The organism is Amycolatopsis sp. NPDC003676 (assembly GCF_053587275.1).
This window is the reverse complement of the sequence record NZ_JBSFNS010000035.1, coordinates 64,130-83,143: the sequence shown is the minus strand read 5'-3', so window position 1 is coordinate 83,143 and position 19,014 is coordinate 64,130. Positions and strand designations below refer to the sequence as shown.

The 19,014-nt window shown below is 72.8% G+C and carries 2 protein-coding genes; both read right to left on the bottom strand.

The genetic code is table 11. The annotated features are described in order from the left end of the window. On the bottom strand, positions 1-426 hold a 426-nt coding region (locus tag ACWDNU_RS21740), incomplete at its 3' end, for a beta-ketoacyl synthase N-terminal-like domain-containing protein (protein ID WP_449670228.1). After that, positions 423-18,950, bottom strand: a complete 18,528-nt coding sequence (locus ACWDNU_RS21735) for an SDR family NAD(P)-dependent oxidoreductase (RefSeq protein WP_449670227.1) — start codon at positions 18,948-18,950, stop codon at positions 423-425. The genes ACWDNU_RS21735 and ACWDNU_RS21740, both read right to left, overlap by 4 nt. Between the last annotated feature and the right edge of the window lie 64 nt (positions 18,951-19,014).

Genomic DNA, 19,014 nt, shown 5'->3' with positions numbered 1-19,014 from the left:
CGGGTCGATGGCTGCGTGCTCGAAAGCCTCCCACGCCGTCTCCAGCAGCAACCGCTGCTGCGGATCCATCGCCGCCGCCTCGCGAGGGCCGATGCCGAAGAACTCGGCATCGAATCGGTCGGCGTCGTGCAGGAACCCGCCTTCGCGGGTGTACGAGGTTCCCAGATGGTCGGGATCGGGGTGGTAAAGCCCTTCCAGGTCCCAGCCGCGGCCCTCGGGGAAGGTGCTGACCACGTCGCGCCCGGCGCTCACCAGCGACCAGAAGTCGTCCGGGGAGGCGACCCCGCCGGGCAGGCGGCACGCCATTCCCACGATCGCGATCGGCTCGTGAGCGCGCTCCTCGAGATCCTGGACACGCTGGCGGCTCTCGCGCAGGTCGACCGTCGCCCGCTTCAGGTAGTCCCGCAGTTTCTGCTCGTTGTTCACGTCTGCCTTCCGAGTTCGTTGTCGAGTGCCGCGAAGAGGTCGTCGTCGGTTTCCAGCGCGAGGGCCGCGGAGGCGGAGCTCCCGTCCACCATCCGGAGCAGGCTGCGCAATCGCGCGGCGGTCGTTCCCGCGGAGGCGGCGCCGTCGGGCGTGTCCGGGGCGGCGATAACGGCTTCCAAGGCGTCCAGTGCTTGCTGGACCGGGTCCGGCGTCGAGCCGATCAGCCGGTCCCGGAGATATGCGGCGAGGGCTTCGGTGGTCGGGTGGTCGAACACGAGCGTGCTGGGCAACCGCAGCTCGGTGGCGGCGTTGAGCCGGTTGCGGAGCTCGACCGCGGTGAGCGAGTCGAAGCCGAGGTCCAGCAGGCCGCGCCGGACGTCGATCGTCCGCGGGGCCGGATGGGCCAGCACGAGGCCGACCTGTTCCCTGGCGAAGTCGAGCAGCAGCTGCCGCTGCGCTTCCGCGTCCAGGCCGGCGAGCCTCCGCGCCAGCGGGATCTCCGCCGGAGCGGAGGTCCGCCGGCCGGCTCGGCGTTCGGTGCGCACCAGGCCCCGGTACAGCTCGGGCAGTGCGTCCCCGAGGCTCCGCAGCGCCGCGAGGTCGAGTACCACCGGCGCGAGCACCGGCCGGGTCTCGGCCTCGCCGCCGGCTGGCGGCTTGGGCCCGGCCAGCGCCGCGTCGAAGGCGGCGAGCGCCCGGTCGGCCGGCATCGGCAGGATCCCGTTGCGGGCGAGCCTGGCCCGGCCGGCCCGGTCGAGGTCGCTCGCCATTCCGTCCTGCCACCTGCCCCAGGCGAGGGACACGGCGGGCAGACCCTCGGCGCGCCGGTGTTGGGCGAGCGCGTCCAGGAAAGTGTTGCCGGCGGCGTAGCCCGCCTGTCCGCCGTTGCCGACCAGGCCGGCTACGGAAGAGAAGAGGACGAAGTCCGTCAGCTCCGTTCCAGCGGTCAGCTCGTGCAGATTCCAGGCGGCTTGCACCTTCGGCCGCAAGACCCGGGCGAGGCTCTCCGGGCTCATGGCCGCCAGCGTGGCGTCCTCGACGACCCCGGCCGCGTGCACGACAGCGGTGAGCGGGTGCTCCTCCGGGATCGAGGCGAGCAGCCCGGCCAGCGCGTCGCGGTCGGCCGCGTCGCACGCCGCGACCCGTACGTCCGCGCCGAGTGCCGTCAATTCGGCGACCAGGTCCTCCGCCCCGCCTCCCCGGCTGACGAGCAGGAGGCGCCGGGCGCCGCGGCCGGTCACCAGGTGCCGGGCGACCTGGCCGCCGAGCGCGCCGGTGCCGCCGGTGATCAGCACCGTGTGCTCCGGGTCGAACGCGTCGTCGGCGTCCTGGGTCCGGACCGGGTACGGGACCTTCGCGAGACGGGTCACGCAGGCCCTTCCCTCGCGGAGTTCGAGCTGCGGCCGGGGGTCGGCCAGCGCCGCGGCCAGCAACTCCCGGCTGGCCGGCCGACCGTCGGCGAGCACGTGCTGGAAACGTCCCGGGTGCTCCGACGCGGCGGTCCGCATCAGCCCGGAAAGCGCGCTGTGCGCCAGTTCCCCGGTGCTGACCACAGCGAGCCGCGCTCCGGCCAGCGAGTCGGCGGCGAGCCACTGCCGCAGTACCGCCAGCACCTCCCCCGTCACCTGGCCGCATTCCTGCGGAGCGGCCGGGCGTACCGGAAGGACGACCACGTCGGGCACGGCCGCGCCGTCCGCCGTCGCGGCGGCCACGCTCGCGAGGTCGGCGTAGTGGTCGGCGGCGAATCCGAGGTCGGCCTCTCCGAGGACCGCGATGGTCGGGTCGCCGCCGGCGGGGAGTTCCACATCGGCCCGCTCCACCGCGTACACGTGCTGGTCGCTGGGGCGGGCCAGCGCGGGTCCCTCGGTCAGCGCACGCAAAGCGAGCGATGCGACGGCGGCGACCGGCGCGCCCGTCTCGTCAGCGATGCTGACCGCGACCGTTCCGTCCGAACCGGGTGACAGCTTGACCCGCAGGGTGTCTGTCCGAGGCCTGGCCAGCTGAACGCCGCCGAAGGAGAAGGGCAGCCGGAGTTCGGCCCGCTCCTCCAGGAGCAATGTGTGCAGCGCGGCGTCGAACAGTGCCGGGTGCAAGGCGAATCCGTCAGTGTCGACGGGCAGCCGTACCTCGGCGTAGAGGTCCTCGCCCGAGCGCCATGCCGCCTGGAGGCCCTGGAAGGCCGGCCCGTAGCCGTAGCCCTGGTCTGCCAGGCGGTCGTACAGGTCCTCGACCGGCTGGGTTTCGGCGCCGGCCGGCGGCCAGGACGCGAGGCCGGGCTCGGGGCCAACGTGAACTGCGGCCATCACGGTTCCGGCGGCGTGCCGGTTCCAGACGTCGCCATCCTGGTCCCCGCGCGAATGGACGGCGACGGGCCTGCGGCCGTCCCCGTCGGGTTCGCCGACTGTGATCTGGAGCTGGAGCGCACCTTCGTCGGGAAGGACCAGCGGTGCCTGGAGGACCAGTTCTTCCAAGCGCTCGCAGCCGAGTGCGGCACCTGCGTGGAGCGCGAGCTCCACCAAGACTGTGCCCGGGACCAGCAGGGTCCCGCCGATGGCATGGTCGGCGAGCCAGGAGTGGCTGCGGGCCGAAATCCGGCCGGTGAACAGCACCCCGTCGGAGTCGGCCAGCGGTACCGCGGCCCCGAGCAGCGGGTGCCGCGCGGAGTCGAGTCCGGCCGAAGCGATGCCGCCGCCAGGCCCGTCCGCGAGCCAGTAGCGCTGGCGCTGGAAGGGGTAGGTCGGCAGGTCCGCGGCCGGCCCGGCGTTCTCGCCGAACAGCGCGCGCCAGTCCACCGGCACGCCCCGTACGTGGGCGTGGGCCAGGGCAGTGACGGCGGTGTGCGGCTCATCGCGTCCGCCGCGCAGCACCGGGACCAGCAGCGATCCCGCGTCGAGGAAGTCCTGCCCCATCGCGCTGAGCACGCCGTCCGGGCCGAGTTCCAAGAAGGTCCGTACGCCAGCGGCTTCCAGGCCACGGGCCGCGTCCAGGAACCGCACGGGCTGGCGGACGTGCCGGACCCAGTACTCGGGCGTGGTCAGGTCCTCGGCGCCGGCAGGCTGTCCGGTCAAGGTGGAAACGATCGGGATGGCGGGTGCGGAGAACGTGAGTCCCTTCGCGACCGTTTCGAATTCGTCCAGCATCGCGTCCATGCGCGGCGAGTGGAAGGCGTGGCTCACGCGCAGTCGCTTGGTCTTGCGCCCCCGTGCGGAGAGTTCGGCTCCGACGGCCTCGACGGCCTCCGCGTCGCCGGAGAGGACCACGGAAGCGGGGCCGTTGACGGCGGCGATGCCCAGCAGGTCCTCCCGTTCGGCGAGCAGCGGCAGGACCTCTTGCTCCTCCGCCTGCACGGCGAGCATCGCGCCGCCGCCGGGCAGTGCCTGCATCAGCCGGCCGCGGGCCGCGACGAGCTGCGCCGCGTCGGCCAGCGAGAGGACGCCGGCGACCTGCGCGGCGGCCAGCTCGCCGATGGAATGGCCCGCGAGGAAGTCCGGCCGGACGCCCCAGCTTTCGAGGAGCCGGAAGAGCGCGACCTCGGTGGCGAACAGCGCGGCCTGCGCGAAGCCAGTCTGGTCCAGCAGCGCCGGGTCCTCGCCGAAGAGGACGTCGAGCAGCGGCGTTTCCAGCCACCGGTCGAGCTGTTCGCACGCGGCGTCCAGCGCCTCGGAGTAGGCGGGGAAGGCGGTATACAGCTCCCGGCCCATGCCGAGTCGCTGGCTGCCCTGCCCGGTGAAGAGGAACGCGGTGCGGCCTTCCACCGGGGTGCCCCGCACGGTCAATGCCGCGAGTCCGTCGACCGCTTCGGTGGCGGTGGCGGCCACGACGGCGGCGCGATGCGGCAGTGCGGCCCGGCCGAGGGCCAAGGTTCGGCCCATTGACGCCAGGTCCGGCTGTCCGGTGCCGACGAGGGCCGCGGCCACCCGGTCGGCCTGCGCGCGCAAGGCCGGGTCGTTGTGCGCGGACAGCAGCAGCGGCACGACCGGCATCGGCTCGGCCGGCGGCGCCGTCGCCTCGGCCGGCGGCTGCTCCACGATGAGGTGGGCGTTGGTGCCGCTGATGCCGAAGGAGGACACGCCTGCCCGGCGCGGCCGGCCGGACTCGGGCCACGGCACCGCCTCGGTCAGCAGTTCCACCTGCCCGGCGGACCAGTCCACGTGCGGGCTGGGCTCGTCGATGTGGAGGCTCTTGGGAACCACTCCGTGCCGCATCGCCATGACCATCTTGATGACCCCGGCCACGCCGGCGGCCGCCTGGGAGTGCCCGATGTTGGACTTCAGGGAGCCCATCAGCAGGGGCGCCGGGCGCTCCTGCCCGTAGGCGGCGATGACCGCCTTGGCCTCGATGGGGTCGCCCAGCGTGGTGCCGGTGCCGTGGGCCTCCAGCGCGTCGACGTCCGCGGCGGTCAGGCCCGCGTTGGCCAGGGCTTGGCGGATCACCCGCTCCTGGGACGGGCCGTTGGGGGCGGTGAGGCCGTTGCTCGCGCCGTCCTGGTTGACGGCGGTTCCGCGGATCACGCCGAGGACCCGGCGGCCGTTGCGCCGGGCGTCGGAGAGCCGCTCCAGCAGGAGGATTCCGGCGCCTTCGGCCCAGGCCGCGCCGTCCGCCTGCCCGGCGAAGGACTTGCACCGGCCGTCCGGAGCCAGCCCGCGCTGCCTGCTGAACTCGACGAACAGGGTGGGCGCGGCCAGTACAGTCACCCCGCCCGCCAGTGCCAGCCCGCATTCGCCGTTCCGCAGCGCCTGCGCGGCGAGATGGATGGAGACGAGCGAGGAGGAGCAGGCGGTGTCGACGGTGATCGCCGGTCCCTGCAGGCCGAACGTGTAGGCCACGCGACCGGAGGCGACGCTGACCGTGCTGCCGACCGCCAGGTAGCCCTCCAAGGCTTCGGGGGCGTCCTTCAGACGGGCCGCGTAGTCGTTGGCCATGACGCCGGCGAAAACGCCGGTCTGGCTGCCCTGGAGAGAAGTCGGGTCGATGCCCGCGCGTTCGAAGGCCTCCCAGCAGATTTCCAGCAGCAGGCGCTGCTGCGGGTCGATGGCGGTGGCCTCCCGGGGGCTCACCCCGAACAGCTCCGGGTCGAATTCCGGGGCGTCGTAGAGGAATCCGCCGTGCCGGGTATAGGAAGTGCCGGGGTGGTCGGGGTCCGTGCCGTACAGGCTGTCCAGGTCCCAGCCGCGATCGTCCGGGAACGGGCCGATGGCGTCCCGCTCGTCGGACAGCAGCGCCCACAACTCCTCCGGAGAGCTGACCTCGCCCGGATAGCGGCAGGCCATCGCGACGATCGCGATCGGCTCGTCGACGGCTGCGGCGACCGGTTCGGTCACCGCCGCCGCGGCGGCCGAGCCGAGCAGTTCGGTTCGCAGGAAACCGGCCAGCTCGGCCGTGTTCGGGTAGTCGAACACCAGGGTCGCGGGCAGCTTCAGACCGGCGGCCGCGTTCAGCCGGTTGCGCAGTTCCACTGCCTTGAGCGAGTCGAAGCCCAGTTCGGTGAAGGCCCGGTCGAGCGCCACCTGACTGGCATCGGTGTGCCCCAGCACTGAGGCCACCGCACCGCGGACCAGTTCCAGCACGGTGTGCTCCTGGTCTGCGGAGGCCAGGAGCGCCAGGCGTTCCCGGAGGGAGTTCCCGCCCGCCTGTTCCCCGGCGGCGGCGCGCCGGGCCGGGCGCACCAGGCTGTGAAAGAGCCCGGGCAGGGCGCCGCTCTCGCTCCGTGCCCGCAATGCCGGGTAGTCCAGCAGCGCCGGAACGAGCACCGGCTGACCGGTCGAGAGAGCCGCGTCGAACAGCGCCAGCCCCTCCGCAGTGCCGATGGGCGCGATGCCGCCCCGGGACATGCGGGCGAGGTCGGCATCGGTCAGGTGGCCGGTCATCCCGCTGCCCTCGGCCCACAAGCCCCAGGCCAACGACGTGCCCGGCAAGCCGTGGGCTTGGCGGTGGTGCGCGAGGGCGTCGAGATAGGCGTTGGCCGCGGCGTAGTTGGCCTGTCCTGGCGTGCCGGCCGTTCCGGCCAGCGAGGAGAACAGGACGAACGCGTCCAGTTCCAGCCCGGCCGTCAGCTCGTGCAGGTTCCAGGCGGAATCGACCTTGGGGCGCAGCACGGTGTCGAGCTGCTCGGGCGTGAGGGCGTGGAGCGTGCCGTCGTCGAGGACGCCAGCGGTGTGGAGGACGGCGGTCAGCGGGTGCGCCGAGGGGATCGCGTCCAGCATCGCGGCGACCGCCGAGCGTTCGGCCGTGTCACAGGCGACCACGGACACATCGGCGCCACGGGCCGTCAGTTCGGCTTCCAGCTCCGGCATGCCCGCCGCGTCCCGGCCGCGGCGGCTCGCCAGCAGCAGGTGCCGCACGCCGTGTTCGGCGACGAGGTGGCGAGCGAACAGCTGGCCCAGGGTGCCGGTGGCGCCGGTGATGAGCACGGTGCCCCCGGGGTTCAGGGCGGGCACTGCGTCGCCCGTCGCGGGCGCTTTGACCATCCGCGGTACGAGGAGCGCTCCGTCGCGCAGGCTCGCCTGCGCGTCCGGCACGGCCAGCGCACGGGCGAGATCGGCTTCGGAGAGGTCCCAGTCCGTCAAGTCCAGCAGGCCGAACCGGTCGGGGTTCTCGGTCATCGCGGTACGCACCAACCCCCAGACGGGGGCCGAGCCGAGTCCGGCCTCGGTGCGGGCGGTGGTCGCGTCGCGGGTTGCGAAGACCAGGCGCGACTCGGCGAATCGCGCCTCGGCGAGCCATTCCTGAGCCAGCCGCAGGGCCCCGTGCGCCGCGGCGCCGGGACCGTCGTCGCCGGAGACGGGGATCACGACGAGCGGCGGGGTCCCGACAATGCCGGCGAGGTCCGAGCAGCTGCCCAGCGGAGCGGGCAACCCGCGGCCGGTCTCGTCGAGGACGGCCCATCCGGCGGCCGGGGCCGCCTCCGGCGCGGTCGTCCATTCCACCTGGAGCAGCGGCTGGCGGGGCGTGCCCGAGCCGGCCAGCTGCGCGGGGTCCGCGGCCCGCAGGCTGAGCGTCTGCACCGACGCGATCGGCGCACCGCTCGCGTCGGCGAGGGAAAGGGCGGCGCCCGAGCCTTCCGGGGTGATCCGCACCCGCAGCACGCTGGCGTTCACCGCGTGCAGCCGGACGCCGGTCCAGACGAACGGCAGCACCAAGCGGCCGTCTTCCGCGAGCGCCAGCGGGTGCAGAGCGGCGTCGAGAAGAGCCGGGTGGATCCCGAACTCGCCCGGCGGGACGTCCTTCGGGAGCGCGACCTCGGCGTACATCTCCCGGCCGGCGCGCCACAGCGCCCGCAGGCCCCGGAAGGCCGGTCCGTACTGGAAACCCCGCTCGGCGAGCGTGTCGTACGCCGCCGTCAGGTCGACCGGCTCGGCACCGGCCGGGGGCCAGGCGGTACCAGTCGGTGCTCCCGGCGATCCTTCCGCGCGGCCCAGTACGCCGTTGGCGTGCAGGGTCCACGGGCGGATCGCGGCGTCGCCGGGTTCCGGCTCCGGGCGGGAGTGGACCGAGAGCGCACGCCGCCCTTCCTCGTCCGGAGCGCCGACCACGAGCTGGAGCTGCACTCCGCCGCCGCCGGCCAGCACCAGCGGCGCCTGGAGGGTCAGCTCGTCGACCTGGTCGAGGCCCGCGTGGTCGGCTGCCCGGACGGCGAGGTCCACGAAGGCGGTACCGGGGAGCAGCACGGTGCCGGCCACGGCGTGGTCCGCCAGCCAGGGCTGCGTGGTCAGGCTGATCCGGCCGCTCAGGACCAGCTTGTCCTCGTCGGCCGTCCAGAGCGCGGCGCCGATGAGCGGATGCCGCTCGGCGGCCATGCCGAGCCCGCCCGCGTCCCCGGCCGGCGCGGGGCCCTCCAGCCAGTGGCGGCGGCGCTGGAAGGGGTAGGTCGGCAGGTCGACGGCCGCGCCGGGTCCGCCGGCCACGGCAGCCCAGTCGAGCCGGACGCCCGAGACGTGGGCTTGCGCCGCGGAGGCGAGGAAATCGTCGAGCCCGCCCTCGTCACGGTGGAGCGAGGGCACGGTGACGGCGCTGTCGTACGGCGTGTCGTCGATCGTCTCCTGGAGTGCGACGGTCAGCACCGGGTGGGCGCTGGCCTCGATGAAGAAGCGGTGGCCCTCGTCGAGCAGGGTCCGGGTGGCTTCCTCCAGCTGGACGGTCTGGCGGAGGTTGCGGAACCAGTACGAGCCGTCGAGCTCCGTGCCGTCGAGCGGCCGCCCGGTGACGGTGGAGAGGAAGGGCACCGTGACGGCGCGCGGGGTGATCGAGGACAGGGCGTCGATCAGTTCGTCGCGCAGGCTTTCGACGTGCGCGGAGTGGGAGGCGTAGTCGACCGGGACGCGCTTGGCGCGCACATTGTTGTGTTTGCAGTAGGCGACCATCTCCTCGAGAGCGGCCACCTCGCCGGCGACCACCACGGAACGCGGGCTGTTGTGCGCGGCGAGATCGATGGCGCCGTCCCAACGAGAGACGAGCTCGCGGACCTCGTCGGCGGGCAGGGCCACCGAGACCATCCCGCCGGTGCCGGCCAGCTTCGCGATCGCCTGGCTGCGCAACGCCACGACCTTCGCCGCGTCGTCCAGCGACAACGCCTCCGACACCGCGGCCGCCGCGATTTCCCCTTGCGAGTGGCCGATCACCGCGTCCGGCTCGACGCCCGTCGAACGCCACAACGCGGCGAGGGAAACCATCACCGCCCACAGTGCCGGCTGCACCACGTCCACCCGATCGAGACCGGGAGCTCCCTCCGCGCCGCGCAGGACGTCCAGCAGCGACCAGTCCGCGAACGGAGCCAACGCCCGCTCGCACTCCGCCAGCCGCTCGGCGAACACCGGGGAGGAGTCGAAGAGTCCCAGGGCCATGCCCTGCCATTGCGAACCTTGCCCCGGGAAGACGAACACCGTCTTGCCCGAGCCGGCGACCGCGCCCCGCAGCAGGTTCGCCGCGGAGCCGTCCGAGGCCAACGCCTCGAGACCCGCGAGCAGCTCGTCCCGGCCGGCGCCCGAAATCGCCGCCCGGAAGGGAAGGTGCGGGACGCGGGTGGCGAGAGCCGAAGCCACTCGCGCCGCATCGGCGTCCGCCGAGGCCAGCAGCTCCCGGACCTGGCCGGCGCGCGCCGCCAAGGCCGCTTCGCTCTTCGCTGAGATCATCAGCGGCAGCCCCGCCGCCACCGGTTCGCGGGCCACCACCGGCTCCGGGCCCTGCTCGAGGATCACGTGCGCGTTCGTGCCGCTGATGCCGAAGGAAGAGACGGCCGCGCGACGCGGACGCGCCGCCTCCGGCCATGCCTGATGCTCGGTGACCAGCTCCACCGCGCCTGCCGACCAGTCGACGTGCGGCGTCGGCTCGTCGACGTGCAGCGTCGCCGGAAGCTCCCCGTTGCGCATCGCCATCAGCATTTTGATGATGCCCGCGACACCCGCGGCGGCCTGCGTGTGCCCGATGTTCGACTTGACCGAGCCGAGGCGCAGCGGCTCTTCGCGGTCCTGGCCGTAGGCGGCCAGCAGCGCGTTGGCCTCGATCGGGTCGCCGAGCCGGGTGCCGGTGCCGTGCGCTTCGACGGCGTCCACCTCGTGCGGAGCGAGGCGGGCGTTGGCGAGGGCCTGGCGGATGACCCGTTCCTGCGAGGGCCCGTTGGGGGCGGTGAGGCCGTTGCTCGCACCGTCCTGGTTGACCGCGGAACCGCGGATCACCCCGAGGATGTCGTGCCCGAGCCGCTGCGCGTCCGACAGGCGTTCCAGCACCACGATGCCCGCGCCCTCGGCCCAGCCCGTACCGTCCGCCGAAGCCGCGAACGACTTGCAGGTCCCGTCGGGCGACAGACCGAGCTGACGCGAGAACTCGACGAAGGTCGTCGGCGTGGACATCACGGTGACCCCGCCGGCGAGCGCCATCGAGCATTCGCCTTGGCGCAGCGCCTGAGCGGCCAGGTGCACCGCGACCAGCGAGGAGGAACACGCCGTGTCGAGCGTGACCGCCGGCCCTTCGAGACCGAACGTGTAAGCCACCCGCCCCGACAGGACGCTGCTGATCGTGCCCGTCAGCAGGTGCCCCTCGAAGCCGTCCGGCGCGCTCCCCAACCGCGCCCCGTAGTCGTTGTACATCACCCCCGCGTAGACCCCGGTCGAGGAACCGCGCAGCGAGCCGGGGTCGATTCCCCCGCGCTCCAGCGCCTCCCACACGACCTCCAGCAGCACCCGCTGCTGCGGGTCGGTCGCGATCGCCTCGCGCGGGCTCAGCCCGAAGAACTCGGCATCGAACTCCGCGGCCTCGTAAAGGAATCCGCCCTTGCGCGTGTACGACGTGCCGATTTTCCCGGGGTCCGGGTCGTAGAGGCGTTCCACGTCCCAGCCGCGGTCGGCGGGGAACTCGCCGATCGCGTCCCGGCCTTCCGCCACGAGCCGCCACAGGTCCTCCGGCGAGGAGACCCCGCCCGGGTAGCGGCAGCCCATGCCGACCACGGCGATCGGCTCGTCCGAGCCCAGGGCGTGCGCGGCCGCCAGCGGGACGGCGGCCGTTCCGGTCGCTTCGAGCCGGTCCAGCAGGAAGTCCGCCACCGCCTGGGGCGACGGGTGGTCGAACACGAGGGTGGTGGGCAGTCGCAGGCCGGTCGCCGAGTTGAGCAGGTTGCGCAATTCGACGCCGGTGAGGGAATCGAAGCCGATCTCCTTGAAGGCATCGGCCGGGTCGATGTCGGCGTTCGCCCCGTGCCCGAGAACCAGGCCCACGGTCTCCCGCACGGTCTGGAGCACAGCCCGAGCGCGCTCCGGGGCGGGCAGCGCGATCAGCCGCTGGCCCCACGACGACCCGGCGCCGGCCGCCTGCCTGCGGCGGACGCGAACCAGGCCGGTGAACAGTCCGGGCAGCGCGTTCTCCTCGGCACGGGCGCGCAGGGCGCCGAGGTCGAGTTCGGCGGGGACCAGCAGCGGTTCCGCCGAGGCGAACGCCGCGTCGAACAGATCGAGACCGAGTTCCGGGGTCAGCGGGACGATTCCGCTCCGCTTCCACCGCGCGACGTCGGCGTCGGCAAGGGTGCCTGCCATGCCGTCGACACCGGCCCACAGGCTCCACGCGAGGGACACGGCGGGCAGGTTCCGGGAGCGGCGATGCTGCGCGAGGGCATCGAGGAACGTGTTCGCGGCCGCGTAGTTGGCCTGGCCGGCATTCCCGATGAGCCCCGAGACGGACGAGAACAGGACGAACGAGGCGAGACTGAGGGACTCGGTGAGGCGGTGGAGATTCCAGGCCGCGTCCGCCTTCGGGCGCATCACCCGCTCCAGCTGATCAGGCGACAGCGACGCGACCGTCGCATCGTCCAAGACACCCGCGGCATGCACCACGGCGGTCAGCGGACGCTCGGCCGGAACCTCGGCCAGCAAGCCTGCCAGCGCGTCGAAGTCCGCCACGTCGCACGCCGCCGCCCGGGCCCGCGCACCCAGCTCCGCCAGTTCCGCCACGAACTCGGCGGCATCAGGAGTCTCGTTGCCACGACGCGACACCAGCAGCAGGTGCCGCGCGCCGTGATGCGTCGCCAGCCGACGCGCCACCAACCGGCCCAACGTTCCCAGAGCACCGGTCACCAGGACCGTGCCCTCCGGATCCAGCCCCTCCGCCACACCTGCCACGGCGTCCGCCGCGCGCGCCAGCCTCGGCACGAACAACTCACCGCCCCGCACCGCGACCTCGGGCTCGCCCGAGGCCAGCACCGCCGGCAGCGACTCCGCCCCGTCGTCGTCCAGGTGGGCCAGGACCAGCCTGCCCGGGTTCTCGGACTGGGCCGTGCGGATCAGGCCCGCGAGCGCGGCCGTGTGCAGCGCGCCGTCCCGCAGGGCGACGACCAGGCGGCTTTCGGCGAATTGCGGGGCGGTCAGCCACTCCTGCACCGCCTCAAGACCGCGCGCCGCCGTCGCGTGGGTCCGGGGAAGCACCTCGGCCGACGGGTCAGCCGAGAGTTCTTGACCGTTCAGCACTACGAACTCCGGAGCCGGAAGGCCCGCGTCGACAGCGGCGCGCAGCTCGCCGAGGTCCGCGTGCGATCCCTTGCCGCCGACCCGGACCCACCGCTGCTCGTCGACCGGCCCGGCCGCGGGCACGGCCTCCCACGCCACCCGGTACAGGGATTCCGCGGCCCGGCCCGCTGGTGCGAGCTGATCGCGGCTGATCGGCCGCAGCGAGACCGCCTCGAACGTCGCCACCGGCGCGCCGGCCCCGTCCGCGACGGCGAGACGCGCGGTGTCCTGGCCAGTATGAGTCCAGCGGACCCGCAGCACCGTGGCGCCGACCGCGTGCACAGCGAAGCCCGAGAACGAGAACGGCAGGTGGATCTTGCTTTCGTCCTGCGTCGCTTCGAGCACGAGGATCAGCGGGTGCAGCGCGGCGTCGAGGAGTGCGGGGTGCACGCCGAACCGTCCGGCTTCGCCGCGCAGCTGATCGGGCAGCACGACTTCGGCGAACAGGTCGTCTCCGGCACGCCAGGCCGCGCGGAGACCGGAGAAGGCCGGCCCGTACCCGTAACCGAGATCGGCGAGGCGGTCGTAGACGCCCTCCAGCGGGATGGCGACGCCGTCGGCCGGGGGCCACTGCTCCAGGGAAACCCCTGCCGCGGCGGCCACGGGGGCGAGCAGGCCGGCCGCGTGCGCGGTCCACTGCTCTTCGCCGGTCCTCGAGTACACCGTGAACCGGCGTTCGCCGTGCTTGTCGCCCCGATCGACGGTCAGCCGGATCGAGACTGCCGCGCTGCCGGTCAGCATGAGGGGCGCGTGGAGAGTGAGCTCCTCGACGGCGGCGTATCCGAGCCGGTCGGCGGCATGACCCGCCAGCTCGAGGAACACCGTAGCCGGAACCAGGACCGCCCCGCCGATCGCGTGATCGGCCAGCCACGGATGCGTCGGCAACGACACCGCCCCGGAGAACTGCACGGCGTCCCCGTCCGGCTCCGCGATCACCGCGGCCAGCAGCGGGTGGTCCACCGCCGTCAAGCCCAGCGATCCCGCATCACCGGAACGCGGGGCGTTCAGCCAAAACCGCTCGCGCTGGAACGCGTACGTCGGCAGCTCCACCACGCCGGAACCCGGCAGGAATCCCGCCCAGTCCACGTCTATGCCGTGTGCGTGCACCGCGCCCAAGGCGGCGAGGAGGGAACGCTTCTCGGCACGGTCTTTGCGCAGCACCGGAACTACGCAGGTGCCCTCGGTGTCAGCCAGGCACTCGTTCGTCAGCCCCGCAAGCGTCCCGTCGGGCCCCAGCTCCACGAACGCCGTCACGCCAAGGCCGGCGAGCGTGGCGATCCCGTCGGCGAAGCGGACCGCCGAACGGGCCTGAACAGCCCAGTACTCGGCAGTGAACGCCTCCATCACCTCGCCGGTGACATTCGAAACGACCGGGATCCGGGGAGCCGAATAGGTCAGAGTCCGGGCGACTTCGGTGAGCTCCGCCAGCATCCCGTCCAGGTGCGCGGAATGGAAAGCATGGCTCACTCGCAGCCGCGTCGCCTTCACGCCCTCTTCGCGAGCCAGCTCGAGAACTTCGAGCACTGCCGCCTCGTCGCCCGAAATCACTGTGGCGGCAGGGCTGTTGGACCCGGCCACGTCCACCCCGGACCGTCCCGCGAGCCATCCGGAAACGCGCGCTTCACCCGCGTTCAGGGCGACCATTGCCCCGCCCTCGGCGACGCCGTCCATCAGACGCGCCCGTGCACACACCAGACGCGCGGCGTCCGCGAGAGACAGCACGCCCGCCACATGGGCCGCCGCCAGTTCACCGACCGAATGACCCACCAGGTAATCCGGGGTCACGCCGTAATGGGAAAGCAAGCGGAAAAGGGCCACCTCGATCGCGAACAACGCCGGCTGAGTGAACACCGTGCGCTGAAGCAGCTCCGGCTCGCCCTCGATCACCTCGGCGAGCGACCGGTCCAAGTGGACATCCAACGCCTCGGCAACTTCGTCGAGCGCGGCCGCGAACACCGGCTCCGCTGCGTACAGCGCTCGGCCCATGCCCACTCGCTGACTGCCCTGCCCGGAGAACAGGAACGCGACCGAACCCGCCGAGACAACCCTGCCCGGGGTCAGCGTCCGCAGCGCGTGCAGGAACTCCTCGCGGGTCTCCCCCACGAGCACCGCGCGGTGCTCGAAACGAGCACGCGATACGGCCAGCGAGCGGCCGACGGCGACGACGTCCGCCTCCGGCCGCTCCTCCAGGAACGACACCAGCAGTTCCGCCTGCCCCGCCAGCGCGGCCTCCGATTTCGCCGACACCACCCACGGCACGGGACCCGGCGCCGACCGCTCCGCCACCGGAGCTTCGATCTCCGCGACCTGCTCGACGATGAGGTGTGCGTTGGTGCCGCTGATGCCGAAGGACGAGATGCCCGCCCGGCGCGGGCGGCCGGCCTCAGGCCATTCCCGGGCCCGCGTCAGGAGTTCCACCGAGCCGGCCGACCAATCGACGTGCGAGGTCGGCTCGTCCGCGTGCAACGTCGCGGGGAGACGCCCGTTGCGCATGGCCACGACCATCTTGATCACGCCCGCGACGCCCGCCGCGGCCTGCGTATGGCCGATGTTCGACTTGAGCGAGCCGAGTCGAAGCGGCTCTTCGCGGTCCTGGCCGTAGGCGGCCAGCAGCGCCTGCGCCTCGATCGGGTCGCCGAGCTTCGTGCCCGTGCCGTGCGCCTCCACCGCGTCCACTTCGGACGCCGACAGGCGGGCGTTCGCCAGCGCGGCCCGGATGACCCGCTCCTGGGACGGGCCGTTCGGCGCGGTCAGGCCGTTGCTGGCGCCGTCCTGGTTCACCGCGGAGCCGCGGATCACCGCGAGCACCCGATGCCCGTTGCGCTCCGCCTCCGACAACCGCTCCAGCACCAGCAGCCCCGCGCCCTCGGCCCACCCGGTGCCGTCCGCCGACGCGGAGAACGCCTTGCACCGGCCGTCGGGGGACAACCCGCGCTGGCGGGCGAACTCGACGAACATGCCCGGGGCGGACATCACCGTCACCCCGCCGGCGAGGGCCATCGAGCACTCGCCCTCGCGCAGCGACTGCGCGGCCAGGTGCAGCGCGACCAGCGAGGACGAGCACGCGGTGTCGACCGTGACCGCCGGGCCCTCCAAGCCGAACGTGTAGGCCACCCGGCCCGACGCGACGCTGGCGGTGTTGCCCGTCAGCAGGTAGCCGTCGTGCCCGCCGGACGCCTCGCTCAGCCGCGGCCCGTACTCCTGCCCCGTCGCGCCGACGTACACGCCGGTGCGGGTGCCCCGCAACGCCGTCGCGTCGATGCCCGCCTGTTCGAAGGCCTCCCACGCCGTCTCCAGCAGCAACCGCTGCTGCGGATCCATCGCCGCCGCCTCGCGAGGACTGATCCCGAAGAACTCGGCATCGAACCGGTCCGCGTCGTACAGGAACCCGCCGCCCGCGGCGTAGGTCGTGCCCGCCCGGTCCGGATCGGCGGCGAAGAGCGCATCGAGGTCCCAGCCCCGGCCGGCCGGGAACTCGCCGATCGCGTCGACCTCGCCGCTGACCACGCGCCACAGGTCCTCCGGCGAAGCGACCCCGCCCGGCAGCCGGCACGCCATGCCCACGATCGCGATCGGCTCGTCGAGGGCCGTCGCCTCGTGCCCCTCGTCGTCCTGGAGCCGGTCCGAGCCGCCGAGGTGTTCGGCGAGCCTCGCTGGGGTCGGGTAGTTGAAGAGAAGGCCGGAGGGCAGCGAAAGCCCGGTGGCCCTCTGCAGCGCGTTCCGGAGCTCGACGGCCGAGAGGGAGTCGAAGCCCAGGTCCTTGAACGTCGTGTCGGCGTCCACGTCGCGGGCCGAACCGTGGCCGAGCACGGCGGCCACGTGCGCACGGACCAGCTCCAGCTCGTCGCCTCGAGGGGCGGGCCGCTCCGGGCGGCCCCGCACCGCCCGCCCGGTCCGGGGCCGCACCGGTTCGATCGCCGAACCCTCCAGCCAGAAGGGTTGGCGTTGGAAGGCATACGTGGGCAGGTCCACCACACCCGAAGCCGGAAGGAACCGCTCCCAGTCCACGCCGCAGCCGCGGACGTGCGCCGCGGCCAAAGCGGTTACCAGAGAACGGGTTTCCGGAACGCCCTTTCGCAGCACCGGAACAACCAGCGCGTTCTCGACGTCCGCCAAGCATTCGCCCGCGAGCCCCGCCAGCGTCGCATCGGGCCCGAGTTCCACGAAAACCGCGACGCCCAGTCCGGCCAGCGTCGTGACGCCGTCGGCGAACCGCACCGCCGCCCGGGCCTGTCCGGCCCAGTATTCCGGCGTGAACTCCTCGATCAGCTCGCCGGTCGCGTTCGACACCACCGGAATCCGCGGAGCCGAATGCGTCAGCCCGCGGGCGACCTCGGTGAGCTCCTCCAGCATCCCGTCCAGATGCGCGGAGTGGAAAGCGTGGCTCACTTTCAGGCGAGTCGCCTTCACCCCCTCGGCACGAGCCAGGTCCAGCACTTCCAGCACCGCGGCCTCGTCACCCGAGATCACCGTGCTTGCCGGACTGTTGATTCCCGCGACGTCCACCCCAGAACGACCCTCGAGCCAGCCCGAGACCCGGCGTTCGCCTGCGTTCACGGCGACCATCGCCCCGCCTGCGGGAACCCCGTCCATCAACCGGGCCCGCGCGCACACGAGACGGGCCGCGTCCTCGAGCGACAAGACACCCGACACATGAGCCGCGACCAGCTCGCCCACCGAATGACCCACCAGATAATCCGGCGTCACCCCGTAGTGCGTCATCAGGCGGAACAGGGCGACCTCGACCGCGAACAGCGCCGGCTGGGTGAACAACGTCCGCTCCAGCAGCTCCGGATCGCCCGCGATCACCGTCGCGAGGGGACGATCCAGGTGGCCGTCAAGAGCCGCGGCGACCTCGTCGAAAGCAGCCGCGAACACCGGCTCGCTTTCGTACAGCTCACGCCCCATGCCGACGCGCTGGCTTCCCTGCCCGGAGAACAGGAACGCCACCGCGTCGTCCGGTGCCACCCGGCCCGACACCACACCGGCCGAGGGCCGGTCCTCGGCCAACGCCCGGACACCGGCGAGAAGGTCTTCACGGGTCGTTCCGGCGACCACCGCGCGGTGATCGAACCTAGTGCGCGACACCACCAGCGACCGGGCCACCGCCGCGACATCCAGCTCAGGGCGCTCCTCCAGGAACGACGCCAGCCGGGCCGCCTGACCGGCCACGGCCTCGGCCGACCTGCCGGACACCACCCACGGCACGACGCCCGCGCCGGACTCGGCACCCGGCGGCTCCGCTGCCGCCGCCTGCTCGACGCGCCAGTCGGAGAGCACGACGTGGCAGTTCGTCCCGCCCATGCCGAACGAGCTGACGCCCGCGTAGAGCGGCTCGTCCGGTCGCGGCCACGGCTCGAGCCGCTGCTGCACGGCGAGCTTAAGCTCGTCGAACGGGATATCCGGGTTGGGGGTTTCGAAGTTCAGGCTCGGCACGAGTTCGCGGTGGCTGACGCACAGCGCCGCCTTGAGCAAGCCCACGATGCCCGCCGCGCCCTCGAGATGCCCGACATTGGTCTTCACCGAACCGACCCGCAGCTCGGCCCCGTCCAGGCGGCCGTCGCCGAGCACCGCGCCCAGCGCGGCCGCTTCGACCGGGTCGCCCAGCCTGGTGCCCGTGCCGTGCAGTTCGACGTACTGCACCTGGTCCGAGGACACCTCGGCCCGCTCGTACGCCTGACGCAGCACGTCCTGCTGGCCGGCTGGACTCGGCACGGTGAGACCTTCGGTCGTGCCGTCGTTGTTCATCGCGCTGCCGTGCAGCACGCAGTAGATCGGGTCGCCGTCCGCCACAGCCGCCCGCAGCGGCTTGAGCACCACGAAAGCGCCGCCCTCACCACGCACGTATCCGTTGGCCCTCGCGTCGAAGGTGAAGCTGAGACCGTCCGGAGAGAGTGCGCCGAACCGCTCGGCGCCGATGGTGCTGTCAGGCGTCAGCACGAGGTTGACTCCGCCGGCGATGGCCATGGCCGACTCGCCGCGGCGCAGGCTCTCGGCCGCGAGGTGCACGGCGGCCAGCGAGGAGGACTGGCCGGTGTCCACGGCTGCGCTGGGCCCGTGCAGGCCCAGGGCGTAGGAGATCCGGTTGGCGAGCACGCCGCGGTTGAGGCCGGTCAAGGTGTGGCGGGTGATGCCGTCGGCCCCACGCTGATGTGTGAGCGCCGCATAGTCGTCGGCCATGACGCCGACGAAGACGCCGGTCCGGCTGTCAGCGAGATCCGCCGGGAGGATCCTGGCGTCCTCCAACGCTTCCCAGGCGAGCTCGAGCATGAGCCGCTGCTGCGGGTCCATCGACGAGGCCTCGCGCGGGCTGATGCCGAAGAAGCCCGCGTCGAAGCCGCTGACGTCGGCAAGGTAGCTCCCCGGCCGGGACGGCAGCTCCGGCCGGCTTGCCGGAGGCGCGCCGATCGCGCTGCGGCCGTCGCGCAACAGCTGCCACAGCCGGGCGGGGTTCTCCGCGTGCGGCAGCCGGCAGGACATGCCGACGATGGCGATCGCCTCGGTCGAGGTCCGCGTGTCAGCTTGGAATTCAGCCATGGTTGAGCTGCCCTACCTCTTGTCGCGTCACGAAGTCTGGGCGGAGGCGTGGCGCCCGCGGTCG

Bases quoted from the DNA above. Each gene is read 5' to 3' on its own strand.
- ACWDNU_RS21735 (WP_449670227.1), bottom strand. From the start codon at position 18,950: ATGGCTGAATTCCAAGCTGACACGCGGACCTCGACCGAGGCGATCGCC.